The sequence below is a fragment of the Pseudomonas sp. E315 genome, assembly GCF_055406205.1.
The window spans coordinates 241,354-264,225 of record NZ_JBUZPJ010000001.1 but is presented as its reverse complement, the minus strand read 5'-3'; the positions used below and the strand labels follow the sequence as shown (position 1 = coordinate 264,225).

The window sequence follows — 22,872 nt, the reverse complement described above, 5'->3', positions numbered from 1 at the left end:
CGAAAGTATTTTGAAGCTTGGAGCTATTTCTTGAGGACTTGCAAAACATCCTCCAGCTCGGAGATCGTTTGACGGATCAATTGCTTGTATTGCGTGGTGTCGTCTTTAGCTTCATCACCTGAGAGCCGTAATCGTGCGCCCCCAATAGTAAAACCTTGGTCATAAAGCAGAGCGCGTATCTGCCGGATCATCAGTACATCCTGTCGCTGATAATACCGGCGGTTTCCGCGACGTTTAACAGGATTAAGCTGAGGAAACTCTTGCTCCCAATAGCGCAGTACGTGCGGTTTAACCGCACATAGCTCGCTAACTTCGCCAATAGCGAAGTAGCGTTTGCCTGGGATAGGCGGGAGTTCGTCGTTATGACTTGGTTCCAGCATAAGCCTCTACTCGGGCCTTCAACTTCTGCCCTGGACGAAAGGTGACCACACGGCGAGCCGTGATCGGGATTTCCTCTCCCGTTTTCGGATTGCGGCCAGGCCGCTGTCGCTTGTCACGCAGATCAAAGTTGCCAAAACCTGACAGTTTGACTTGTTCGTTGTCTTCAAGAGCGTGCCTGATTTCTTCGAAAAACAGCTCAACCAGTTCTTTGGCCTCGCGTTTATTCAGGCCCAGCTCTTCATAAAGACGTTCTGCCATTTCAGCTTTCGTCAGAGCCCCCATACGTCACTTCCTTAACGTGGCGTTCAACCTTTTTTCGAGCGAGGTGAGGATGTTTTGTGTCGTGGTGCTCACCTCATCGTCATTAAGAGTGCGCGATGGATGCTGCCAGGTCAAGCCAACCGCAAGGCTTTTTCTATGCGGATCAATACCTTTACCCTGGTAAACGTCAAACAACCTTAGGTCTGTGAGCCATTCACCTGCGTTTTCACGAATCACATCCAGCACGTCACCGGCTGCTACGTCACGATCGGCCAACAGTGCCAAGTCACGACGTACCTCAGGAAAACGCGATAACTCGTGGAACTTAGGCATTTTACCCAACGCCACTTCTTCCAGTACCAGCTCGAAAACGAATACCGGTCGGTCCAAGCCCAACGTTTTTGAAAGTTCTGGGTGGATTGCGCCTACGTAGCCCACTTCACGACCATCACGTTCGATGCGTGCAGTTTGGCCTGGATGTAATGCCGGATGCTTACCAGACACAAAAGTGAACTGACCCAATGCACCGGAGAACCCCAACACGGCCTCCACGTCAGCCTTGACGTCAAAGAAGTCGACAACATCGCGATCTTGCGCCCACCCTTCAGGCAAACGAGTGCCGCAGATCACGCCAGCCAGCATAGGCTCTTGCTTCAATCCTTCCAGTTGACCGACAAAGCGCAGACCACTCTCAAACAAACGAACACGATCTTGCTGACGATTCAGGTTATGTAGCAAAGCTTTAACCAGACCCGGCCACAAGGAGGCGCGCATCGCAGCCATGTCGTTTGAAATTGGATTAGCCAACAACAGAGGATCTATGCCCGGACTAAACAATTCGAACTGTTTTGGGTCAATGAAGCTGTAGGTAATAGCCTCCTGATAACCACGTGCTACCAACAGACGACGCAACTCTGGTAGGTCGCTACGCGCTTCGGCCTTAGCCTGCGGCGCCAGTCGCGCTTGAGGATAACGTACCGGTAAGCGGTTATAGCCGTACAAACGCGCCAACTCTTCAATCAAATCTACTTCGAGACCGATGTCAAAGCGATGGCTAGGTACCTCTACACGCCACTGCCCTGCACCGTCAGAAGTGATAGCGAGACCTAAAGCACCGAGCAAGCGTTCAACTTCGACCGGATCCATTTCCATGCCGAGCATCTGGCTGATACGGGAAGCACGCAACGTGATCGGAGCCACCAATGGAAGGTACTCCTCGCTCACAGTTTCGATGATCGGGCCTGCTTCGCCGCCAGTGATTTCTAGCAGCAGGCCAGTGGCGCGCTCCATGGCTTCACGGGCCAGCTTCCAGTCCACACCACGCTCGTAACGGTGCGATGCGTCAGTGTGCAGGCCGTAGGAACGGGCCTTGCCAGCGACAGCGATCTGATCAAAGAAAGCGCTTTCAAGGAACACGTCGCGAGTCTTGTCAGTCACACCGCTGTGCTCGCCACCCATTACGCCAGCAATGGCCAAGGCGCGGGCATGGTCTGCAATCACCAGCGTGTCGCGGCGCAGGGTAACTTCCTGGCCGTCGAGCAGTACCAGCTTCTCGCCCTCTTCAGCCATGCGTACGCGAATGCCGCCATTAATTTCGGCAAGGTCAAACGCGTGCAATGGCTGACCCAGCTCCAGCATCACATAGTTCGTGATGTCGACAGCAGCGTCGATGCTGCGCACGTCGGCGCGACGCAGGCGCTCAACCATCCACAGCGGCGTGGGGCGGGATAGGTCAACATTGCGAATTACACGCCCCAGGTAACGCGGGCAAGCAGCAGGAGCCAGCACTTCAACAGAGCGGACCTCATCATGCACAGCCGGAACTACCGCCACTACAGGGCGGCTCACCGGCGCTGCGTACAACGCACCGACTTCGCGAGCCAGACCGGCCAGCGACAAGCAGTCGCCACGGTTCGGCGTCAGGTCGACTTCAATGCTGGCGTCTTCGAGATTCAGATAGACGCGAACATCTTCACCAACAGGTGCGTCACCCGGAAGCTCCATCAACCCATCATTGCCCTCACCAATTTGCAACTCTGCTTGCGAGCAGAGCATGCCATTGGACTCAACGCCACGCAGTTTGGCCTTCTTGATCTTGAAGTCACCAGGCAGCTGAGCACCAATCATGGCGAATGGAATCTTCAAGCCAGTACGCACGTTTGGCGCACCGCAAACTACCTGAAAAGTTTCCGCGCCATTGCTGACCTGGCAAACACGGAGTTTGTCAGCATCAGGGTGCTGCTCGGTGCTCAGCACTTCACCTACCACAACGCCACTGAAGACGCCGGCAACAGGTGCAACACTATCGACCTCAAGACCTGCCATCGACAGACGAGCAACCAGCTCATCGCGACTTACCTGCGGGTTAACCCAACCACGCAGCCATTGTTCACTGAATTTCATCCTGCTCTCCTAAGAATTCGTTACGACTAGCGAAATTGCGCAAGAAACCGCAAGTCGTTATCGAAGAACAGACGTAAGTCGTTCACGCCGTAACGCAGCATGGCTAAGCGCTCTACACCCATACCGAAGGCAAAACCTGAGAACTCTTCAGGATCGATCCCGGACATGCGCAACACATTCGGATGAACCATGCCGCAACCCATGACTTCCAACCAGCCAGTTTGCTTGCAGACACGGCAGCCCTTACCGCTGCACATTACGCATTCCATATCGACTTCAGCCGATGGCTCAGTAAACGGGAAGTAGGAAGGGCGGAAACGTACTGCCAGCTCTTTTTCAAAGAACACGCGCAGAAACTCTTCAATAGTCCCTTTCAGATCGGCGAAGTTAATATCGCGGTCGACTAACAGACCTTCAACCTGATGGAACATTGGCGAGTGAGTGATATCAGAGTCGCTACGGTACACACGACCCGGGCAGACAATACGAATCGGCGGTTGCTTGGACTCCATGGTGCGGACCTGTACCGGAGAGGTATGGGTGCGCAACAACATGTTTGCATTGAAGTAGAAGGTGTCATGCATCGAGCGGGCCGGGTGATGGCCTGGAATGTTGAGCGCCTCAAAATTGTGGTAGTCGTCTTCAACCTCAGGGCCTTCGGCAATGCCATAGCCAATATGAGTAAAGAACTGTTCAATTCGCTCCAGAGTGCGCGTAACCGGATGCAGACCACCAGAAGTCTGACCACGGCCAGGCAAGGTCACATCAATGGACTCGGCGGATAGTTTGGCAGCCAGTTCGGCCTCCTCAAACAATGCCTTGCGTGTATTGAGCACCTCTGTAACACGCTCCTTGGCAACGTTGATCAAAGCGCCGACTTGCGGGCGCTCTTCAGCTGGCAAACTTCCCAGGGTCTTCATCACCTGAGTCAGCTCACCTTTTTTACCAAGGTATTGAACCCGGATTTGCTCCAGGGCATTGATGTCATCGGCGCTTTGCACAGCCTCTAGTGCTTGAGAGACCAGCGCATCCAGGTTTTCCATGTACAGACTCCAGATACAAAATAGGGGAAGAGCTTGAAGGCTCTTCCCCTATTTAAGACGTTTAGCACTTGAACTCACATAGGTGAGCTCAAGTAACTGTCGGGGTACTTAAGCCAAGGTGGCTTTAGCTTTCTCGACAATCGCAGCAAACGCCGCTTTTTCGTTCACTGCCAGATCAGACAGAACCTTGCGGTCGATCTCGATGGAAGCTTTTTTCAGGCCAGCGATGAAACGGCTGTAAGACAGACCGTTAATACGAGCACCAGCGTTGATACGAGCGATCCACAGAGCGCGGAACTGACGTTTTTTCTGACGACGGTCACGGTAGGCGTATTGGCCTGCCTTGATTACCGCTTGCTTGGCAACACGGAATACGCGTGAGCGTGCGCCGTAGTAGCCTTTAGCTAGTTTCAGAATTTTTTTGTGACGTTTACGGGCGACAACGCCACGCTTTACACGAGCCATGAGTTACTTCCTCTAGTCTTAACCAAAAATTAACGAAGGCGCAGCATGCGCTCGACTTTTGCAACGTCAGACGGATGCAGCAAGCTGCTACCGCGCAATTGACGCTTACGCTTAGTCGACATTTTGGTCAGGATGTGGCTCTTGAAAGCGTGCTTGTGCTTGATGCCGTTAGCAGTTTTCAGAAACCGCTTAGCAGCACCACTTTTAGTTTTCATCTTTGGCATGTTCGGTACTCCGCATTCAGTTGATAAGCATAATCAAAAGGCCTGCCGTGCCCTAGAGATTACTTCTTCTTTTTCGGGGCGATGACCATAATCAGTTGGCGTCCTTCCATCTTAGGATGCTGTTCGACGGTCCCGTATTCAAGCAAGTCACCTTCAACCCGCTTTAACAGTTCCATACCCAGCTCCTGGTGGGCCATCTCACGACCACGGAATCTTAACGATACCTTGGCCCTGTCCCCATCACTCAGGAAACGTACCAGGTTGCGCAGTTTTACCTGGTAATCCCCTTCCTCCGTCCCTGGACGAAACTTGATTTCTTTAACCTGGATCTGTTTCTGGTTTTTCTTTGCAGCAGCAACCTGTTTCTTCTTTTCGAAGATAGATTTGCCGTAGTCCATCAGCTTACAAACTGGGGGTACTGCATCGGCGGAGATTTCCACCAAATCCAGTTTGGCCTCTTCAGCTTTAAGAAGCGCGTCTTCAATTGACACAATCCCAAGCTGCTCGCCTTCAGCCCCAATTAACCGAACCTCGCGTGCCGAGATATTCTCGTTGATCGGGGCCTTCGGTGCAGCTCGTTTATCTTGTCTCATTTCACGCTTAATAATAATTACTCCGAATCATGGCGACCACGCCGGGAAACCGCTTGTGCGAGGAATTCAGCGAATTGCGCGACGGGCATCGAGCCCAGGTCAGCACCTTCACGTGTACGCACAGCGACAGTCTGCATCTCGACTTCCCGATCTCCGATAACCAAGAGATAAGGAACCTTGAGCAAAGTATGCTCGCGGATTTTAAAGCCGATCTTTTCATTTCTCAAGTCAGACTTGGCACGAAATCCGCTCTGATTGAGAGTTTTTTCAACTTCAGCGGCAAAATCTGCCTGTTTATCAGTGATATTCATGATCACTGCCTGAGTTGGCGCCAGCCACGCAGGGAATGCACCTTCGTAATGCTCGATCAAAATACCGACAAAACGTTCGAACGATCCAAGGATCGCACGGTGCAGCATAACGGGGTGCTTGCGACTGTTGTCTTCGGACACATATTCTGCGCCCAGACGAATCGGCAGGTTGAAATCGAGCTGTAAGGTACCACACTGCCAGACACGACCCAGACAATCTTTCAGAGAAAATTCAATCTTGGGTCCATAAAAGGCGCCCTCACCCGGCTGCAAGTCATAGGTCAGGCCTGCACTATCAAGGGCCGAAGCCAAAGCGCTCTCTGCACGATCCCACAACTCATCAGAGCCAACGCGTTTTTCAGGACGAGTGGATAATTTAAGCTCAACGTCCTTGAAGCCGAAGTCCGCGTACACATCGAGAGTCAGCTTGATGAAGGCGGCCGATTCAGCTTGCATCTGCTCTTCAGTACAGAAAATGTGCGCATCGTCCTGCGTAAAGGCCCGTACGCGCATAATCCCATGCAATGCACCTGATGGCTCATTGCGATGGCATGCACCGAACTCTGCCAGACGCATAGGCAGCTCACGGTAGCTTTTAAGCCCCTGATTGAACACTTGGACGTGACAAGGGCAGTTCATCGGCTTGATCGCGTAATCGCGATTTTCCGACTCAGTGGTGAACATATTTTCTGCGTAGTTAGCCCAGTGACCGGACTTTTCCCACAAGCTACGATCAACAACCTGTGGAGTTTTAATCTCCAAATAGCCGTTATCGCGCTGCACTTTACGCATGTATTGCTCAAGCACCTGATAAAGCGTCCAGCCGTTCGGGTGCCAGAACACCATGCCCGGTGCTTCTTCTTGAGTGTGGAACAGCCCAAGGCGCTTGCCGATTTTACGGTGATCGCGCTTTTCAGCCTCTTCAATACGCTGAATGTAAGCCGCCAACTGCTTTTTATCAGCCCAAGCGGTGCCGTAGATACGCTGCAATTGCTCGTTCTTGGCATCGCCGCGCCAATAAGCGCCTGACAGCTTGGTCAGCTTGAAAGACTTCAAGAATCGCGTGTTTGGCACGTGCGGCCCGCGGCACATGTCGACATATTCTTCGTGGAAGTACAGGCCCATGGCCTGCTCCTCTGGCATGTCTTCGATCAGACGCAGCTTGTAGTCTTCGCCACGCTCAGAAAACAGCTCGATAACTTCTGCACGAGGCGTTACTTTTTTGATGACGTCATAGTCTTTTTCGATCAGCTGCTGCATACGCTGTTCGATGGCTGCCATGTCATCCGGAGTAAATGGCCGATCGTAAAAAATATCGTAGTAAAAGCCTTCCTGGATCACAGGCCCAATGACCATTTTAGCCGTGGGGTACAACTGCTTCACAGCATGGCCTACCAAGTGGGCGCAAGAGTGACGAATGATCTCCAGCCCCTCTTCATCCTTGGGCGTGATGATTTGCAGAGTGGCGTCATTTTCAATCAGATCACAGGCATCAACCAACTTGCCGTTGACCTTGCCGGCCACGGTAGCCTTTGCAAGGCCTGCGCCGATTGATGCGGCAACTTCGGCCACAGATACTGCATGGTCGAATGAACGCTGACTGCCGTCGGGAAGAGTAATAGTTGGCATGGCGCCTCCTCTCCTAGTGGTGACCCCTACCAAAGGTCACGTGGGTTGGGATGAGCCAGTACGCGATTCGGTGGTATGCCTGCCTCACAGTGGCAGGAGCCTTGCGGCGAACCGAAAACCGAACCAGAGTGACTGGAGTTCAAATCAAAAAAGGTTAATGGCTCTGAGTTCACGCGTTACAAAAAGCACCCGGAACAGCCAAGGGCCGCATGCTAACACAGATGCAGGCTTGATGCAGAACACACGCACAGGCTGCCTAAAATACTGCCTGTATTGCAAAATGGTGAACTTGAACTGCACTTAGCCCCTCAAATGCACCGTGAATCATATTTCGTATCAACGTCCTGTAAGGAGCATCACATGCGCATGACTCATTTATTTGCTTTGGCAGCCCCACTGGCACTGCTTCTCCCGCTTAGCGCTCATGCGGACAACTGGCCAGCAGGACTCAAACAAGACTATATGAAGGATTGCGTCGCAGCCGCCTCTCAAAGCGTCGATGCAAAAACAGCCCAGCAACATTGCGCATGTGGCGCCGACAAGCTGTCTGCAAAGTTCTCAACCAAAGAAATCAAACAGCTGATGGACAAGCGCGTGCAACCAAGTGCAGAACTGCGCACAAAAGCGCTCGATGCAATCCAGTCTTGTAGAGCAACCGCAGCGACACCAAAGAAATAATCAAAGCGTGAAATTGGGGGTATTGGCTACCTTCAGCAGCAGCAAAGCTACGAAAAAGCACCCTCCACGCAAAAAAAACGCCTCATCGGATGCTTTTTTTTTAAGTCGTTTTGACCGTCAAAGCCCCACAAATCGGGGGCTTCGAGCATTTAACACGGCACAAACAACCTCGTAACGCATCAAACTGTGACGTAGGGGGGCTCCCAAACCGCGCATTTCGACTATGATAGCTCGGTGTGCCCAGTTGGCCTGAGCAACACAGTACTACTGAAAATATAAGTTTCTTGGAGATACACCATGTCTAATCGCCAAACCGGCACCGTAAAATGGTTCAACGATGAAAAAGGCTTCGGCTTCATCACTCCTCAAGGTGGCGGTGACGACCTGTTCGTACACTTCAAAGCTATCGAAAGCGACGGTTTCAAAAGCCTGAAAGAAGGCCAAACCGTTTCCTTCGTGGCTGAGAAAGGCCAAAAGGGTATGCAAGCTGCACAGGTTCGTCCGGAGTAAATCTCCTTCGAACAAAAAAACCCCGTCCATGTGACGGGGTTTTTTGTGCCTGATTCAACGCAGCCCTGTGATCAGCCGCAATTAACCCGAGTAATAACTGCATTGTCGTCCGCATTCAGGTTCAAGCGATCAGAACGATACTCTAGCGTCATAACATCGTGTGGTAACAAGATGCGAGCATTCTGCGCCCCCGCCTTCACTCGCGCCTGCTCCAAAAGCTCAGGCGATGCTTTCTTGCCAATCACAAACGCAGCTGACTGAGCATCGCAACGGCTGTGCCCAGCCTGAACAACAGGTTCATTAACAGAGCCTGTGGTGCTGCAACCAGACAGCGTTATGACCGCCAACAACGAACCCAACGACACTAGCTTCCAAGACATGAAGCCTCCTTAAAATAATGAGTGAGAGCCTTTGCGACCGCTTTAGCGCTAGAAGGTTGCACAACACATGACAACACTCCTATTGGTCGTATCGCAGAACGCTTTATTCGCCCCCAACCTTACACGGTGATGCTTGACCGTGACATCACGCCCTACGCCATTCAGTAGACATCAATGTAATCAAAAGGGGGATTAGGCCAGTTTTCTTTCAACGCATTGTAGATCTGCATGACCCATACCTCATCACTCGCAGCAACCTTGCCCACATAGCCAGATCCCGCAGCCCACGTTTCCAGCCTAAACAATAACCCGTCAATATCTGACCCTGCGACCACACCAGCAGATATATAAGCAATGCCAGCCTTGGTTACCCGCAACTGAGTGTGAGTATCGTCGCTGGAGGACGCCAGCAATTGGCGTACAGCCTCGTTTGTTAACGCACTGGGATCATTTAAATCAATTTGCATTGAGCTGCCCCATCCTCAAAAAAAGCAAGTGTCTCACGCACCTGCAGCTTCATTTGCAGATAGTATTTTTTCATTGCCAGACAAAGACTTAACGCCCTCTTAAACCCGACACAGATACCTGAACACTCGTTACCCGAGTCAGCCTACTCCAAACACCCATCAAAAACGCCCTCACTCACTTTCCCAAATCACAAAAGCACGCAGAAATGGCGCCATAAAACCGACGAACGGACGAATCTCCGAACGAAAGAAGCCTATTTGTTCGGTAAATCGTCCTACAGCGATAGGTAAGCATTCTTCAAGCTGGAAATTTATTGATAAAAATCAAATAGTTACAAAACAATAAAAAATAAACTCCTGTTGGCATAAATACTGCTGGCCTATTGGCATCTCGCGGCCATGGGATGGCTCGAGACGTGCTAGGTGTATGTGCATCAGCACTCTCATCAAAAAGAGAGAACATAATGAAAACAGCTGTATTGAAAACTATTGTTCCGGGCGCCTTGGCCCTTTTACTGTCACTGCCGACTGTGCAAGCACAAGAAACTGTCGTTAAACCCAATGTCATCATTCTGGCCACTGGCGGCACCATTGCCGGCGCGGGCGCAAGCGCCGCCAACAGTGCAACCTACACCGCCGCCAAAGTAGGCATTGATCAACTGATCGCCGGCGTACCCGAACTGAGCCAACTGGCAAACGTGCGTGGCGAACAGGTCATGCAAATTGCTTCTGAAAGCATCACCAACGACAACTTGCTGCAACTGGGCCGTCGTGTTGCCGAACTGGCTGAAAGCAAAGATGTTGATGGCATCGTCATCACCCACGGCACCGACACGCTGGAAGAAACCGCCTACTTCCTCAATCTGGTCGAAAAAACTGACAAGCCTATCGTTGTAGTCGGCTCCATGCGTCCAGGCACTGCCATGTCAGCCGACGGCATGCTTAACCTGTACAACGCCGTTGCTGTAGCCGGTAGCAAAGAAGCTCGCGGTAAAGGCGTGCTGGTCACCATGAACGACGAGATCCAATCAGGCCGTGATGTCAGCAAAATGATGAACATCAAGACCGAGGCCTTCAAAAGCCCTTGGGGTCCGCTGGGCATGGTTGTTGAAGGCAAGTCCTACTGGTTCCGTTTGCCAGCCAAGCGCCACACTATGGATTCCGAATTCGACATCAAAAATATTAAAAGCCTGCCTAACGTAGGTATCGCCTATTCATATGGCAACGTTGACGACACGGCCTACAAAGCATTCGCTCAATCTGGCGCCAAAGCCATCATCCACGTCGGCACCGGTAACGGCTCCGTGTCTTCGCGCGTAGTCCCTACCCTGCAAGCCTTGCGTAAAGACGGCGTTCAAATCATCCGTTCTTCCCACGTAAATAACGGCGGCTTCGTACTGCGTAACGCTGAACAACCTGACGACAAAAATGATTGGGTTGTAGCCCACGACCTCAACCCTCAGAAAGCTCGCATTCTGGCAATGGTTGCTCTGACCAAGACCCAGGACAGCAAAGAACTGCAACGCATGTTCTGGGAGTACTAAGTCATAACAAAGTTATGACTTGGCGCTATCAAGGCCGCCTTCCTTTAGGAAGGCGGCCTTTTTATTTATGGCACAGAAACCCTCATACCTAACGCCGATGCACCAAACAGTTGCCAAATTGCGCGCAGTTAAATACTGTATGCGCATACAGCACATTAAGGATCGCATCATGGCTAAAAAAGCGGCGAAAGCGCCCACTCCTCCAAGTCCGTACGAAATTTTCGGCATGCGTATACAAAAACTCATCAGCTCGCCCAAGGCTCAAAAAGACAAAATGGCTGTGCTTCAGCCGCAAGAAGGTGACAACCCGGAATTCTGGGAGCGCTTGCTCGAAGAAATTGCAGAAAACGATAACGTTACAGTCGCCCATCGCGATGATGGTGGCGTCAACGTTTTCTGGACAGTGCCTGAGGAAGACTGAGTCAATGAGGGTTCATCTTCTGGCATTGGCCAGCCTCTTTACTGTCTTGAGCGTACAGGCGGCAGCTCCGCAAACTTTTAGTGAAGCCAAAAAAGTCGCCTGGAAGCTCTACGCTCCACAGTCCACCGAGTTCTACTGCGGCTGCAAATACACGGGCAACCGCGTCAACCTTGAAGCCTGCGGATACGTGCCACGCAAAAATGCAAATCGGGCAGCTCGGATTGAGTGGGAACACATTGTTCCTGCGTGGCAAATTGGCCATCAGCGTCAGTGCTGGCAAAACGGAGGGCGCAAAAACTGCACCCGCAATGACCCGGTTTACAAAGTCGCTGAAGCTGACCTGCATAATCTGGTGCCAAGCATTGGCGAGGTTAACGGGGATCGAAACAACTTCAGCTTTGGGTGGTTACCCACCCAACCGGGCCAATATGGCTCATGCCTGACGCAAGTGGACTTCAAAGCCAAAAAGGTCATGCCTCGGCCATCTATTCGCGGCATGATCGCTCGCACTTACTTCTACATGAGCAAGCGGTATAACTTGCGCCTGTCCAAGCAAGACCGGCAACTCTATGAGGCCTGGAACAAGACCTATCCGGTTCAGGATTGGGAACGTCAACGTAACCAAACCATTGGTTGTGTCATGGGCAGAGGTAACGATTTCGTAGGCCCGGTCAATCTGAAGGCGTGCGGTTAACTGCACAGCGCCATTAACTATGGCGCTGGCGAATCGATGCCAACGATGCCACTAAAAGAACACACCGCTCTCAGCCTTTTCCGACAGATGAAAAGCCATAAGCGCAAGCGAAACACCACAAAACCTTGCTCGCAACTCGACCAAAGAGTGTAAGTAAAAGTGTACAAATACACGGCAAAACGTTGGAAAATGCCTGAGCGACTGTTTTAATCTCAGACTTTAGCTGCCCTCGAGTGAGGCCAATACTAGGAAAACACCTACGTTTACCTAGCCACTCGCATCTATGCACGGGCAGCATTTTCTCTCGACTTGTGACGATACTCTTGAAACTCATCATTATTGCTGTCTATGTTTTTTCCATCGCGTATGTCCACCTTCGAGGCAAGGTTCGGCATAAGCTGGGGCGTCAGTTAAGCGACCACTCCACCTTTCTGGCACCCATCAACTGTTTCTTGTACATGTTCTCGAAAGTCCCGAGCCAGCCGTACTTAAAGCCGTCAGATTTTCCTGAACTGCAGCCTTTGCAAGACCACTGGCAAGAAATCCGCGAGGAAGCACGTAACCTGCTGCAGGCGGGCGAGATCAAACGCTCTGAACAGCCGAACGATGTCGGCTTCAACTCGTTTTTCAAAAGCGGCTGGAAACGTTTTTACCTGAAGTGGTACGGCGACAACCATCCCTCCGCCATCGAACTGTGCCCACGTACCACTGAACTGCTAAACGGCATTGGCACCATCAAAGCTGCGATGTTCGCCGAGTTACCACCCGGCTCAAAGCTGGTTCGCCATCGTGACCCCTATGCGGGTTCGCTGCGTTATCACTTGGGCCTGGACACACCCAATGACCCTGGCTGCTATATCAATGTCGATGGGCAAAGTTATTCGTGGCGGGACGGTGAAGGTGTGATGTTCGACGAGACCTTTATCCATTACGCCGAAAACACCACAGACAAAAACCGCATCATCCTGTTCTGCGATGTCGAACGCCCCATGCAATACCGTTGGGCAGCGGCCTTCAATCAGTGGTTTAGCCGCACGGTAATGGCATCAGCCAGCTCACCCAATGACGCCAACGATAAAGTCGGCGGCCTGAACCGCGCCTTTACCAAGTTGTACAAAATTCGCCTGCGGGGCAAAGAACTCAAAAAACGCAACCGCACACGTTACTACCTTGAGAAGTGGGCAATCTTCGGCGGGTTACTGGCTTTGTTCTTGTTGATCTAAGGCCACTAGGGAGCGACAGGGCAGCGACATTCCATAGCTGCCCTAGCCAGCCACTAATGGCGGTAAAGTCCCCAGCAGCGAAACGGCAGCAACAGCCGCCAAACCAAAGAGCCATTCAAGAGTGACACTGCTACGCAGAACCACGAAGCGGCCGGCATGACTCATCAGCAGATTAAATAGTGCCAACAGCAGCATCGCCCCCACCAGCATGGCTTTAATCAGCAATACCAGTGCAAAGCCTTCAAACAGGGGTGTAGGCCAGAGTGCACCAGTCAACACCCGCGTGTTGATAAGACCAGTAAGAATTATCCCGGCAACTAACACAAAGCCCATATTGCTGAAGCGCCTCAGAACCGGGCCTAAGGGTTGTTGTGCAGGTCGCAAAAGGATCAGTAGCAGCACCAACAAGCCACCGATCCACGCCCCTGCGCACGTCAAATGAATCACCTGATTCAACATCAGTAACTGCCCGCGCCAGCCGTCCAACATTGCGCCATGCCCAACAGGCGCAAGTGTGACCAACAGCAAAAAACTAAACAGCCATGAAGCATTAAAGCGTGCAGGTACATACAGCACGATAAGCAGCAAGCCGTTGAGCAGCAGGTGCCCTACCCACACTTGACCAAAAAAAGTGCTGCCCAATACCAACCATAGCGTTGTGGGGGTCAGCGTCTGCGTCCAACTGTCGACCATTGAATGGGTGGTTAACAGCAACCATCCCACGCCGCTGGCAAGCGCGAGCCATGCCAGCACTCGATTAACCTCACGTAAGCATCGCTCCAGCTTCTCGTCTGGCCAGACACTCAGCAGCAAAGGCCTGAACACACTGGCACCGAACATCAGTAGCACCACGCTGAAGTGCAAAAAACGGCAGGCTACCATCGCGCTAAACATCAGCTCAGTTGCTCACCGTGAAGCTGTATTGGCCATTGCTCTTGTGAGTGTCAACAGACACAACCTTCCAATTCACGCGGTACTGGCCCGCTGGCAGTGCTTGAGCCGGGGTCACAATCAGCACCTTCTTGTTGCCCGGTTCAGTCTTGATGCTGGTCACAGCAACTGAAGTGCCATCACGATTAATAGCCACTTGGGTAAATTTATCCTCAACTCCTTCGCTGAACACCAGACGCAATTCATTAGCGCTGCTGATGGTGCTGTCCGCTGCTGGCGTTGACTGTTCAAGGTGAGCGTGAGCAAACGCCGTGCTGGCTCCCGTCATCAGAGCCAGTAATGCAGCGGTGTTGAAGGCTTTTTTCAAGAAAACCGAAGACATGCCAAAGTACCTTGAGATAGGAATACTCGGCAATAATACTCGCCTAAGCTGGATTGAGGGCCGCTGCGCCTAAGCAATATTCGCCTTCGTGCGACACCTGTAACCGCAACACACTCTCGGAAAACCTCGACATGCCTATTCGACTCAGTTTCATTTGTCATGCCCGCACTGAAGCCCAGCGTCTGGGACGGTTTGGGCTGGATGAACCCGCCGAACCCAAAGGCCTGCTCAAGGCGGCCGAAATAATGACCGCATTAAAAAAACCCGTGCGCATCCTGTGCGCCCCCGAGACCCGCACCTTGCAGACAGCTCAGGCCTTTGGGGACGAGATTGAAATCGTGCCTGAACTTGAGGACTACGACATCGGCGACTGGAAAGGCCAACGCTTGTCAGATCTGCAAGAAAGCATTCCGCAGCAACTTGCTGACTGGGTCAGCAGCCCCTACGCTGCCCCCCACGGTGGTGAGTCCGTGCAAGACCTGTGTCTGCGAGTGGGCGCCTGGCTCGACACGTTTCGCGAAGAGGGTCACTTTGCCGTGGTAACACACCCCTTTGTGATTCGTGCCGCGATCTTGCATGCGCTTGCAGCCAGCACCTACTCGTTCAACTTTATTGATGTAGAGCCCTTATCGAGGGTTGAGCTGCGCTTCAATGAGCGCTGGCGACTGCGGGTTTGACTCGGTATCGAGACGTGCCCCCTACTCTTCCAGCGTTAACCCACCCGGCGGTAAGGGCAACGCGGTTTTGTACCTCACTTGTTTGAGTGCAAAGCTGGAGCGAATGTTTGCCACGCCGGGCACCTTAGTCAAAAAGTCCATCATGAAGCGCTCGAGCGCTTGAATGCTCGGCACCAGCACCCGAATCAAATAGTCCGGGTCGCCCGCCATCAAATAGCACTCCATGACTTCCGGCCGATCAGAAATCGCGGCCTCAAAATGTTGCAGCGCCTCTTCTACCTGTTTTTCCAGGCTGACATGGATGAAAACATTGACATGCAGCCCCAGCATGTCAGCGTCCAACAAGGTTACTTGCTCACGAATCAACCCACGCTCCTCCATCGCTTTTACCCGGTTGAAGCATGGGGTTGGCGATAGATTCACCGACCGCGCAAGGTCCGCATTGGTGATACGTGCATTCTGCTGGAGGCTGTTAAGAATTCCGATATCCGTTCGATCTAGCTTGCGCATGAGACAAAAACACCTGTTTTTTATGTTTATGCAGAATTCTTATCTGTAATCACTACAAAGCACAACGAACTACAGAGAAATATTCTTCACTGTCAGGAATATGATTGTTGTAGGACAAGATCTGAGCTTATCAACACTCAGAACTTCGACGATGTACCTAGCTCCCGCGCCCTAATAAACACGACAAGATCGAGCGTAGAGAAAGCCATGAATGAATATGCACCGCTGCGCCTGCACGTTCCTGAACCCTCCGGCCGCCCAGGCTGCAAGACTGACTTCAGCTACCTTCGCCTGACCGACGCCGGTCTGGTACGCAAACCCCCTATCGACGTAGAACCTGCCGACACAGCCGACTTGGCTAAAGGCTTGATTCGCGTGCTCGATGATCAAGGCCAAGCGCTTGGCCCGTGGGCTGAAGGGGTTTCGCCTGAGGTATTGCGTGCGGGCATGCGCGCCATGCTCAAAACGCGTATTTTCGACACCCGCATGGTGGTCGCCCAGCGTCAGAAAAAAATGTCGTTTTACATGCAGAGCTTGGGTGAGGAAGCCATCGGCAGCGCCCAAGCGCTGGCACTCAATATTGATGACATGTGTTTTCCGACCTATCGCCAACAAAGCATTTTGATGGCCCGCGACGTTCCCCTCGTTGATCTGATCTGCCAGTTGTTGTCTAACGAACGCGACCCGCTCAAAGGGCGCCAGCTGCCGATTATGTATTCGGTTCGCGATTATGGTTTTTTCAGCATCTCCGGCAACCTTGCGACCCAATTCGTGCAGGCCGTCGGTTGGGGCATGGCGTCCGCGATCAAGGGCGACACCAAAATCGCTTCAGCCTGGATTGGCGACGGCGCGACGGCGGAGTCCGACTTTCACACGGCTCTCACCTTTGCCCACGTATACCGCGCGCCAGTCATTCTTAATGTGGTGAATAACCAATGGGCAATTTCGACCTTTCAGGCAATTGCCGGGGGTGAATCCACCACCTTTGCCGGGCGCGGCGTAGGCTGCGGCATTGCCTCTCTGCGGGTTGACGGTAACGACTTCATCGCCGTGTATGCCGCATCGGTGTGGGCAACTGAACGCGCGCGGCGCAATCTGGGGCCAACATTGATTGAGTGGGTCACTTATCGTGCAGGCCCGCACTCCACTTCTGACGATCCGTCCAAATACCGTCCTGCCGACGACTGGAGCCACTTCCCGCTTGGCGATCCGATTCTTCGCCTTAAGCAGCACCTGATTGCCACCGGCCACTGGTCTGAAGAAGAACACGCCGCTGTCAGTGCCGACCTAGAAGCCGAAATCATTGGCGCACAAAAAGAGGCCGAGCGTTTCGGCACATTGGCTGGCGGGCAAATGCCTAGCGCCGCGACGATTTTTGAGGACGTGTACAAGGACATGCCCGACCACCTGCGTCGGCAACGTCAGCAATTGGGGTTATAACCAGATGAACGACAACAATAAAATTCAGATGGAGAACGCCGTGAGCACTAGCACCATGACGATGATCCAGGCCTTGCGCTCGGCCATGGACGTGATGCTGGAGCGCGACGATAACGTGGTGGTATTTGGTCAGGATGTGGGGTATTTCGGCGGCGTCTTTCGCTGCACTGAAGGTCTGCAAGCCAAATACGGCAGCTCACGGGTGTTCGACGCCCCTATCTCCGAAAGCGGGATTGTGGGAGCTGCCGTTGGCATGGGCGCTTATGGCCTGCGCCCGGTAGCCGAAATCCAGTTTGCTGACTACTTCTATCCCGCTTCCGACCAAATCGTTTCGGAAGCCGCACGCTTGCGTTATCGCTCAGCGGGCGAATTCATTGCCCCCATGACCCTGCGCATGCCCTGCGGCGGCGGTATTTATGGCGGCCAGACGCATAGCCAAAGCCCTGAAGCGATGTTCACCCAAGTGTGCGGCCTGCGCACCGTAATGCCCTCCAACCCGTACGACGCCAAAGGTCTGTTGATTGCCGCTATCGAAAATGATGACCCGGTGATCTTCCTTGAGCCAAAACGGCTGTACAACGGCCCTTTTGATGGTCACCACGAGCGCCCAGTCACACCGTGGTCAAAACACCCGGCCAGCGCTGTACCTGATGGTTACTACACAGTGCCGCTGGACTGCGCCGCGATCGTGCGCCCCGGCACCGAAGTCACCATCCTGACTTACGGCACCACTGTTTACGTGGCCCAAGTGGCGGCCGAAGAAACCGGTATCGACGCCGAAGTCATCGACCTGCGTAGCCTGTGGCCGCTGGATCTGGACGCCATTGTGACCTCCGTGAAAAAAACCCGCCGTTGTGTGGTCGTGCACGAAGCCACCCGCACCTGCGGTTTTGGCGCCGAGCTGATTGCGCTGGTGCAAGAGCATTGCTTCCACTATCTGGAAGCGCCGATTGAGCGCGTAACAGGCTGGGACACGCCTTATCCGCATGCTCAAGAATGGGCCTACTTCCCCGGCCCGGCGCGAGTGGGTGCGGCTTTGCAACGGGTTATGGAGGTTTAAATGGGTACTCACGTTATTAAGATGCCGGACATCGGCGAAGGCATTGCCCAAGTTGAGTTGGTTGAGTGGTTTGTCAAAGTCGGCGACATGGTCAGTGAAGACCAAGTGGTGGCCGATGTGATGACCGACAAAGCGACCGTGGACATCCCCTCCCCCGTGGCAGGCAAAGTACTGGCGTTGGGCGGGCAGCCTGGCGAAGTGATGGCGGTGGGCAGCGAATTGATTCGTATCGAAGTCGAAGGCGCTGGCAACTTGCGCGAAAGCGCGACAGTGGCCACAGCAGAACCAATACCAGTGGCCAAAGCCGCTCCACAAGCTCGCGTCGAAGTGGCTGCGGTGTCTGCGCCTGCAATCAAAACGCCCGCCTCTGCTCAGCCCCCTGCGCAACGTGCAGCACCTGTTACGCGTGAACCGAACGAGCGCCCACTGGCTTCGCCTGCGGTGCGCAAACGCGCTTGGGATTCGGGTATCGAGCTGCGTTTTGTACAAGGCAGCGGCCCTGCTGGCCGGGTGCTACATGACGACCTGGATACTTATCTGGCGCAAGACACCCACGCCAGCGCCGCACCTGCTACCGGTTATGCCAAGCGTAGCGACGAACATCAAATCCCGGTCATCGGCTTGCGTCGCAAAATTGCTCAGCGCATGCAAGATGCCAAACGCCGCGCGGCACACTTCAGTTATGTCGAAGAAGTCGACGTCACTGCACTTGAAGAGTTACGCGTGCAGCTCAACCAAAAATGGGGCGATAGCCGCGGCAAGCTGACCTTGCTGCCGTTTTTGATGCGCGCCATGGTTGTCGCCTTGCGCGACTTCCCGCAGATCAATGTGCGGTATGACGACGAAGCGCAAATCATCACCCGCTTTGGCGCCGTACACATTGGCGTTGCCACGCAAAGTGATGGCGGCTTGATGGTGCCTGTTGTGCGCCACGCCGAAACCCTGACCCTGTGGGGGGCCTCTGACGAGATCAGCCGACTGGCCAGCGCCGCTCGCACCGGCAAAGCCTCGCGCGAAGAGCTGTCTGGGTCGACCATCACCCTGACCAGCCTTGGCGCGCTGGGCGGGATCGTCAGCACCCCGGTGGTCAACCTGCCGGAAGTCGCAATCATCGGCGTCAATCGGATTGTCGAGCGGCCAGTGGTGATCAAGGGCCAAATAGTGGTTCGCAAAATGATGAACCTTTCCAGCTCCTTCGATCATCGCGTGGTCGACGGCATGGACGCGGCACAATTTATTCAGGCCATGCGTGGCTTGCTCGAACAACCTGCCACCCTGTTTCTGGAGTGAACATGCAGCCAACTCAACACACCACGCTGCTGATTATTGGCGCAGGCCCCGGCGGTTATGTGGCCGCCATTCGCGCAGGCCAGTTGGGCATCCCGACGGTCTTGATCGAAGGCCAGTCTTTGGGCGGTACGTGTCTGAATGTCGGATGCATTCCGTCAAAAGCAATGATTCACGTGGCCGAGCAGTTTCACACCACCCAACGCTATAGCACCCACCACTCGCCGCTGGGTATCAAAACCCAAGCACCGACGCTCGACATCACCCAAAGCGTGCAGTGGAAAAACACCATCGTTGATCGCCTGACCAGCGGCGTCGGCGCCCTGCTGAAAAAGAACGGGGTCAAAGTCATTCATGGCTGGGCCAAGATCCTTGATGGCAAGGCCGTTGAAGTCGACGGGCAGCGCATTGAGTGCGAGCACCTGTTGCTGGCCACCGGCTCGCAAACCGTAGACCTGCCGATCCTGCCGATTGGCGGGGCGATCATTTCGTCCACTGAGGCCTTGGCGCCTACCTCCATCCCCAAACGCTTGACGGTGGTGGGCGCAGGTTATATCGGCTTGGAACTGGGCATTGCTTATCGCAAGCTGGGGGCCGAAGTCACTGTGGTAGAGGCTCGCGAACGAATCTTGCCCACTTATGACATGGAGCTGACGCAACCGGTCGCCGAATCACTCAAAGCACTGGGCATTACTTTGTATCTGGAGCACAGCGTGGAGGGTTTTCAAGCCAGCACCAAAACCCTGTCGATGCGCAACCGGATGGGCGAAAGCCAAACCCTTGAAACCGATCAAGTGTTGGTGGCCGTCGGCCGTAAACCGCGCACCCAAGGCTTCAACCTTGAAACCCTTGCACTGACCATGAACGGGGCTGCGATTCGCGTCGATAACCGCTGCCAGACCAGCATGCGCAACGTCTGGGCGATTGGCGACTTGACCGGCGAGCCAATGTTGGCGCACAGGGCGATGGCCCAAGGCGAAATGGTCGCCGAGATCATTGCAGGCAAGCAGCGTGAGTTCAGCCCCACTGCAATAGCGGCCGTGTGCTTTACCGACCCGGAAATAGTCGTCGTCGGCAAAACCCCTGACGAGGCCCAAGCGGCGGGTTTGGAGTGTTTGAGCGCCAGCTTTCCCTTCGCCGCCAATGGCCGGGCCATGACATTGGAGTCCAAAGCCGGGTTCGTGCGAGTGGTGGCCCGCCGTGACAATCACTTGATTGTCGGCTGGCAAGCGGTCGGCGCCGGAGTGTCAGAGCTGTCGACTGCTTTCGGCCAGTCGTTGGAAATGGGCGCTTGCCTGGAAGACATCGCGGGGACCATTCACGCCCATCCCACCTTGGGTGAAGCAGTACAAGAAGCTGCCCTGCGGGCTTTAGGGCATGCGCTGCACGTGTAAACGCCTTACAAGATCCGAGCGGCTGAAGGCTGCGATTTTTCGCTTTAGATAATGAAGCGCTAAAGATCGCAGCCTGCGGCGGCTCCTACGAAAAGCGCGTCTTGTGTCGAGGCTACGTTCGGGGGCGTAGTCGCTGTGAAGTCTAGCAACGTGGGGCTCCAGGGGTACCGCGTGTTTCGGTCTACGATCGCTACGCAATCGATCGCAGCCCTCGGCAACGACTACACGGCTACGTTCCTGTAGCGGTCAAAACGCTATTACTGGGAGTCGTGATCACGAGCGTTTAAACAAACTCCACAAAAACGCCAGCAAGCCGCCCAACGTAGCGATCCCCGCCAACCAGCCAATGGCCGACAACCCTTGCCATACCGGCCCCGCTGCTGCGATCTGCGGGCCGAATGCAATCAGCAGCGCACTGATCAATAACGCCAGCGACAACCTTGTCGAAGCCAGTCGCAATGAGCGCTCCAATCTCTCCAGCCCCGGCATGTCTACTTTAAGATCAAGCACGCCATGCTTAAGCCGATGAATCATCAGCCGCGTAAGTTTGGGCAGGTCGTTCATGACACCCCGCCCCAGCTCCAAGCCGTCAATGCCTAAACGTTTAGCTGCTTTGAAGTTGAACTGCTCACGCAGCATTTTCTCGACGGCAGGCTTAGCCATTGCCACCAGATCCAGTTCAGGATCGAGACGAGTCAGCACCCCATCCGCAGTAATCAACGCCTTGAACAACACCAACAAATCGGGCGGGAGCACCAACTGATATTCGCGGATCAACCCCAGAAAGTCGGTAATCAGCGCACTCATTTTCAGCGCTCTACCCGTATGACGAGCCATAAACTCGTGAGCCGCCTGCTCGATGCGTGACACGTCTTTGACCCGTTCACCACTCCAGTCGATGAGTACCGCAATCAGGGTTTCAGGGCTGCCTTCGGTCAACGCCCGCATAAAGGTCATGACTTCTAGCCGGCGCCGCTCATCAAGGCGACCGACCATACCAAAGTCGATAAAACCCACGCGATTGTGGCTCATTGCTCGTAAATTACCGGGGTGCGGATCGCCATGAAACACGCCATCTTCGAGCAACATTTTGATAAAAGCCTGGGCCCCGCGCTGCGCTAATACGCGAGGTTCGAGCCCCTGCTCAAGCAACGCGTCGTGCTCCAAAGGCGTGAAGCTGGGTAAAAACGCCTGCACCAATAAACGCTGACTGCTCAAAGCCCAATAAATACGCGGAATCACGATGTTCGGAGTTTGCGAAAAATTGTGCGCAACACTGTCACAGTTCTGCCCTTCCTGAGTGAAGTCCAGCTCTTCCAGCATGGCCTTGGCCAACTGCCTGACCATCTGACGCGGCTGATAGGCCGCCAGGCTTTCATTCTGCTCAACCCACTGCGCCAGGCTTTCGAGCAACTGCAAATCAGCGGTCATTTTGCGCCGCAGGCCGGGCCGCTGTACTTTTACCACCACCGCTTCGCCAGTGTGCAAACGCGCCCGATAGACCTGAGCCATCGAGGCCGCAGCAAGGGGTTGAGTGTCGAACTCAGCAAATGCCTCACTCAGCTCACAACCCAAATCTTCCAACACTTGCGCCTCAAGTTCTGCCCACGGCAAGGTCGAAGCCTGGCTGTGTAACGCTTGCAGTTCATCCACCCAGTTGGGCGGCAAGATGTCACTGCGGCTGGCCAGAATCTGCCCGCATTTGATAAATGTCGGGCCCAATGCTTCCAGCGCCATACGCACACGCTGCGGGGTGCTGGCGGGTAACGATTCACCGGGCTCAGCATTGACCTCTGCCAACAAACGGCCCAACCCCAAACGCACAAGCACGTCTTGAGCGCCGAAGCGCACAAGGGTCACGACAATTTGATGGAGCCGGCGGTGATGCTTCAAGGCTGTCCAGGTGGGTTCGAGCATGGTTGCATGTCCCTCTTCAAGTGATGCCAATGAACCTGGCAGGGCTTTAACTGCGACCTCGGCCCGCCGCAAACATTCGAATAATTA

General features: G+C 53.9%; 25 protein-coding genes. 11 read left to right on the top strand and 14 right to left on the bottom strand.

The window, feature by feature from the left end; translation table 11 throughout:
- Nucleotides 1–23: 23 nt before the first annotated feature.
- The 8 genes from ACZRJQ_RS01445 to thrS form a co-directional block, all read right to left on the bottom strand.
- The gene (locus ACZRJQ_RS01445; protein ID WP_463976636.1) at nt 24–380 is read right to left on the bottom strand and encodes a MerR family transcriptional regulator; all 357 of its coding nucleotides are present in this window, start codon (nt 378–380) and stop codon (nt 24–26) included.
- Nucleotides 361–663, bottom strand: a complete 303-nt coding sequence (ihfA, locus tag ACZRJQ_RS01440; protein ID WP_002553164.1) for an integration host factor subunit alpha — start codon at nt 661–663, stop codon at nt 361–363. Before ihfA ends, ACZRJQ_RS01445 begins: the two co-directional genes overlap by 20 nt.
- A 3-nt stretch (nt 664–666) precedes the next feature.
- Entirely contained in the window at nt 667–3,045 is a 2,379-nt protein-coding gene (gene pheT, locus ACZRJQ_RS01435) for a phenylalanine--tRNA ligase subunit beta (RefSeq protein WP_463976635.1), read from the bottom strand.
- 26 nt (nt 3,046–3,071) lie between these two features.
- On the bottom strand, nt 3,072–4,088 hold the full coding sequence (gene pheS, locus ACZRJQ_RS01430) for a phenylalanine--tRNA ligase subunit alpha (protein ID WP_463976634.1): 1,017 nt from the start codon (nt 4,086–4,088) through the stop codon (nt 3,072–3,074).
- Between the two features lie 108 nt (nt 4,089–4,196).
- Nucleotides 4,197–4,553 (bottom strand): 50S ribosomal protein L20, encoded by a 357-nt coding sequence (rplT, locus tag ACZRJQ_RS01425; protein WP_003442184.1) that lies wholly within the window; start codon nt 4,551–4,553, stop codon nt 4,197–4,199.
- 29 nt (nt 4,554–4,582) lie between these two features.
- Nucleotides 4,583–4,777 (bottom strand): 50S ribosomal protein L35, encoded by a 195-nt coding sequence (gene rpmI / locus ACZRJQ_RS01420; protein WP_002553160.1) that lies wholly within the window; start codon nt 4,775–4,777, stop codon nt 4,583–4,585.
- A gap of 59 nt (nt 4,778–4,836) precedes the next feature.
- Nucleotides 4,837–5,388 (bottom strand): translation initiation factor IF-3, encoded by a 552-nt coding sequence (gene infC / locus ACZRJQ_RS01415; RefSeq protein ID WP_171970586.1) that lies wholly within the window; start codon nt 5,386–5,388, stop codon nt 4,837–4,839.
- Nucleotides 5,388–7,310: a threonine--tRNA ligase gene (gene thrS / locus ACZRJQ_RS01410; RefSeq protein WP_463976633.1), complete on the bottom strand. Its 1,923-nt coding sequence runs from the start codon at nt 7,308–7,310 to the stop codon at nt 5,388–5,390. Before thrS ends, infC begins: the two co-directional genes overlap by 1 nt.
- A 360-nt stretch (nt 7,311–7,670) precedes the next feature.
- Here thrS and ACZRJQ_RS01405 point away from each other — a divergent pair, with 360 nt between their 5' ends.
- Nucleotides 7,671–7,988 carry a hypothetical protein gene (locus ACZRJQ_RS01405; protein ID WP_463976632.1) on the top strand — a complete coding sequence of 106 codons (318 nt, stop codon included), beginning with the start codon at nt 7,671–7,673 and terminating at the stop codon, nt 7,986–7,988.
- A 297-nt stretch (nt 7,989–8,285) separates the two neighbouring features.
- Nucleotides 8,286–8,498 carry a cold-shock protein gene (locus ACZRJQ_RS01400; protein ID WP_003179963.1) on the top strand — a complete coding sequence of 71 codons (213 nt, stop codon included), beginning with the start codon at nt 8,286–8,288 and terminating at the stop codon, nt 8,496–8,498.
- A gap of 71 nt (nt 8,499–8,569) precedes the next feature.
- Here ACZRJQ_RS01400 and ACZRJQ_RS01395 read toward each other — a convergent pair whose 3' ends face one another.
- Both ACZRJQ_RS01395 and ACZRJQ_RS01390 read right to left on the bottom strand, forming a co-directional pair.
- Nucleotides 8,570–8,878 carry an I78 family peptidase inhibitor gene (locus tag ACZRJQ_RS01395; RefSeq protein ID WP_463976631.1) on the bottom strand — a complete coding sequence of 103 codons (309 nt, stop codon included), beginning with the start codon at nt 8,876–8,878 and terminating at the stop codon, nt 8,570–8,572.
- A gap of 161 nt (nt 8,879–9,039) precedes the next feature.
- Nucleotides 9,040–9,345, bottom strand: coding sequence for a hypothetical protein (locus ACZRJQ_RS01390; RefSeq protein WP_463976630.1), 306 nt, complete (start codon nt 9,343–9,345; stop codon nt 9,040–9,042).
- 464 nt (nt 9,346–9,809) lie between these two features.
- On the opposite strand from ACZRJQ_RS01390, the gene ACZRJQ_RS01385 reads away from it, so the two are divergent.
- From ACZRJQ_RS01385 to lpxO, 4 genes are all read left to right on the top strand, one after another.
- A complete protein-coding gene (locus ACZRJQ_RS01385; protein WP_463976629.1) occupies nt 9,810–10,889 on the top strand; it encodes an asparaginase in 1,080 nt (359 codons plus the stop codon).
- A 169-nt stretch (nt 10,890–11,058) separates the two neighbouring features.
- Nucleotides 11,059–11,310, top strand: a complete 252-nt coding sequence (locus ACZRJQ_RS01380) for a DUF1654 domain-containing protein (protein WP_463976628.1) — start codon at nt 11,059–11,061, stop codon at nt 11,308–11,310.
- A gap of 4 nt (nt 11,311–11,314) precedes the next feature.
- Nucleotides 11,315–12,004 carry an endonuclease gene (locus tag ACZRJQ_RS01375; RefSeq protein WP_463976627.1) on the top strand — a complete coding sequence of 230 codons (690 nt, stop codon included), beginning with the start codon at nt 11,315–11,317 and terminating at the stop codon, nt 12,002–12,004.
- Nucleotides 12,005–12,327: 323 nt separating this feature from the next.
- Nucleotides 12,328–13,227, top strand: coding sequence for a lipid A hydroxylase LpxO (gene lpxO / locus ACZRJQ_RS01370; RefSeq protein ID WP_463976626.1), 900 nt, complete (start codon nt 12,328–12,330; stop codon nt 13,225–13,227).
- 42 nt (nt 13,228–13,269) lie between these two features.
- Here the strand turns inward: lpxO and copD are convergent, their stop codons facing one another.
- Both copD and copC read right to left on the bottom strand, forming a co-directional pair.
- On the bottom strand, nt 13,270–14,121 hold the full coding sequence (copD, locus tag ACZRJQ_RS01365) for a copper homeostasis membrane protein CopD (RefSeq protein ID WP_463976625.1): 852 nt from the start codon (nt 14,119–14,121) through the stop codon (nt 13,270–13,272).
- A gap of 4 nt (nt 14,122–14,125) precedes the next feature.
- Nucleotides 14,126–14,500 (bottom strand): copper homeostasis periplasmic binding protein CopC, encoded by a 375-nt coding sequence (gene copC / locus ACZRJQ_RS01360; protein WP_463976624.1) that lies wholly within the window; start codon nt 14,498–14,500, stop codon nt 14,126–14,128.
- 131 nt (nt 14,501–14,631) lie between these two features.
- Here copC and ACZRJQ_RS01355 point away from each other — a divergent pair, with 131 nt between their 5' ends.
- Nucleotides 14,632–15,177: a histidine phosphatase family protein gene (locus ACZRJQ_RS01355; RefSeq protein ID WP_463976623.1), complete on the top strand. Its 546-nt coding sequence runs from the start codon at nt 14,632–14,634 to the stop codon at nt 15,175–15,177.
- A 21-nt stretch (nt 15,178–15,198) separates the two neighbouring features.
- Here ACZRJQ_RS01355 and bkdR read toward each other — a convergent pair whose 3' ends face one another.
- The gene (bkdR, locus tag ACZRJQ_RS01350) at nt 15,199–15,687 is read right to left on the bottom strand and encodes a Bkd operon transcriptional regulator BkdR (RefSeq protein WP_463976622.1); all 489 of its coding nucleotides are present in this window, start codon (nt 15,685–15,687) and stop codon (nt 15,199–15,201) included.
- Nucleotides 15,688–15,894: 207 nt separating this feature from the next.
- Between bkdR and ACZRJQ_RS01345 the strand changes: the two genes are divergently transcribed.
- The 4 genes from ACZRJQ_RS01345 to lpdA are packed head-to-tail and all read left to right on the top strand — an operon-like array spanning nt 15,895 to nt 20,868.
- Nucleotides 15,895–17,127, top strand: a complete 1,233-nt coding sequence (locus ACZRJQ_RS01345) for a thiamine pyrophosphate-dependent enzyme (RefSeq protein ID WP_463976621.1) — start codon at nt 15,895–15,897, stop codon at nt 17,125–17,127.
- Nucleotides 17,128–17,131: 4 nt separating this feature from the next.
- Nucleotides 17,132–18,187, top strand: a complete 1,056-nt coding sequence (locus tag ACZRJQ_RS01340) for an alpha-ketoacid dehydrogenase subunit beta (protein WP_402864051.1) — start codon at nt 17,132–17,134, stop codon at nt 18,185–18,187.
- Nucleotides 18,188–19,477 (top strand): dihydrolipoamide acetyltransferase family protein, encoded by a 1,290-nt coding sequence (locus ACZRJQ_RS01335; protein ID WP_463976620.1) that lies wholly within the window; start codon nt 18,188–18,190, stop codon nt 19,475–19,477.
- Between the two features lie 2 nt (nt 19,478–19,479).
- Entirely contained in the window at nt 19,480–20,868 is a 1,389-nt protein-coding gene (gene lpdA, locus ACZRJQ_RS01330) for a dihydrolipoyl dehydrogenase (protein WP_463976619.1), read from the top strand.
- Between the two features lie 273 nt (nt 20,869–21,141).
- Here the strand turns inward: lpdA and ACZRJQ_RS01325 are convergent, their stop codons facing one another.
- Complete coding sequence (locus tag ACZRJQ_RS01325) at nt 21,142–22,785, bottom strand: ABC1 kinase family protein (RefSeq protein WP_463976618.1); 1,644 nt, start codon at nt 22,783–22,785, stop codon at nt 21,142–21,144.
- Nucleotides 22,786–22,872 lie beyond the last annotated feature (87 nt).

Bases quoted from the DNA above. Each gene is read 5' to 3' on its own strand.
- ACZRJQ_RS01445 (WP_463976636.1), bottom strand. From the start codon at position 380: ATGCTGGAACCAAGTCATAACGACGAACTCCCGCCTATCCCAGGCAAA.
- ihfA (WP_002553164.1), bottom strand. From the start codon at position 663: ATGGGGGCTCTGACGAAAGCTGAAATGGCAGAACGTCTTTATGAAGAG.
- pheT (WP_463976635.1), bottom strand. From the start codon at position 3,045: ATGAAATTCAGTGAACAATGGCTGCGTGGTTGGGTTAACCCGCAGGTA.
- pheS (WP_463976634.1), bottom strand. From the start codon at position 4,088: ATGGAAAACCTGGATGCGCTGGTCTCTCAAGCACTAGAGGCTGTGCAA.
- rplT (WP_003442184.1), bottom strand. From the start codon at position 4,553: ATGGCTCGTGTAAAGCGTGGCGTTGTCGCCCGTAAACGTCACAAAAAA.
- rpmI (WP_002553160.1), bottom strand. From the start codon at position 4,777: ATGCCAAAGATGAAAACTAAAAGTGGTGCTGCTAAGCGGTTTCTGAAA.
- thrS (WP_463976633.1), bottom strand. From the start codon at position 7,310: ATGCCAACTATTACTCTTCCCGACGGCAGTCAGCGTTCATTCGACCAT.
- ACZRJQ_RS01405 (WP_463976632.1), top strand. From the start codon at position 7,671: ATGCGCATGACTCATTTATTTGCTTTGGCAGCCCCACTGGCACTGCTT.
- ACZRJQ_RS01400 (WP_003179963.1), top strand. From the start codon at position 8,286: ATGTCTAATCGCCAAACCGGCACCGTAAAATGGTTCAACGATGAAAAA.
- ACZRJQ_RS01395 (WP_463976631.1), bottom strand. From the start codon at position 8,878: ATGTCTTGGAAGCTAGTGTCGTTGGGTTCGTTGTTGGCGGTCATAACG.
- ACZRJQ_RS01390 (WP_463976630.1), bottom strand. From the start codon at position 9,345: ATGCAAATTGATTTAAATGATCCCAGTGCGTTAACAAACGAGGCTGTA.
- ACZRJQ_RS01385 (WP_463976629.1), top strand. From the start codon at position 9,810: ATGAAAACAGCTGTATTGAAAACTATTGTTCCGGGCGCCTTGGCCCTT.
- ACZRJQ_RS01380 (WP_463976628.1), top strand. From the start codon at position 11,059: ATGGCTAAAAAAGCGGCGAAAGCGCCCACTCCTCCAAGTCCGTACGAA.
- ACZRJQ_RS01375 (WP_463976627.1), top strand. From the start codon at position 11,315: ATGAGGGTTCATCTTCTGGCATTGGCCAGCCTCTTTACTGTCTTGAGC.
- copD (WP_463976625.1), bottom strand. From the start codon at position 14,121: ATGTTTAGCGCGATGGTAGCCTGCCGTTTTTTGCACTTCAGCGTGGTG.
- copC (WP_463976624.1), bottom strand. From the start codon at position 14,500: ATGTCTTCGGTTTTCTTGAAAAAAGCCTTCAACACCGCTGCATTACTG.
- ACZRJQ_RS01355 (WP_463976623.1), top strand. From the start codon at position 14,632: ATGCCTATTCGACTCAGTTTCATTTGTCATGCCCGCACTGAAGCCCAG.
- bkdR (WP_463976622.1), bottom strand. From the start codon at position 15,687: ATGCGCAAGCTAGATCGAACGGATATCGGAATTCTTAACAGCCTCCAG.
- ACZRJQ_RS01345 (WP_463976621.1), top strand. From the start codon at position 15,895: ATGAATGAATATGCACCGCTGCGCCTGCACGTTCCTGAACCCTCCGGC.
- ACZRJQ_RS01340 (WP_402864051.1), top strand. From the start codon at position 17,132: ATGAACGACAACAATAAAATTCAGATGGAGAACGCCGTGAGCACTAGC.
- ACZRJQ_RS01335 (WP_463976620.1), top strand. From the start codon at position 18,188: ATGGGTACTCACGTTATTAAGATGCCGGACATCGGCGAAGGCATTGCC.
- lpdA (WP_463976619.1), top strand. From the start codon at position 19,480: ATGCAGCCAACTCAACACACCACGCTGCTGATTATTGGCGCAGGCCCC.
- ACZRJQ_RS01325 (WP_463976618.1), bottom strand. From the start codon at position 22,785: ATGCTCGAACCCACCTGGACAGCCTTGAAGCATCACCGCCGGCTCCAT.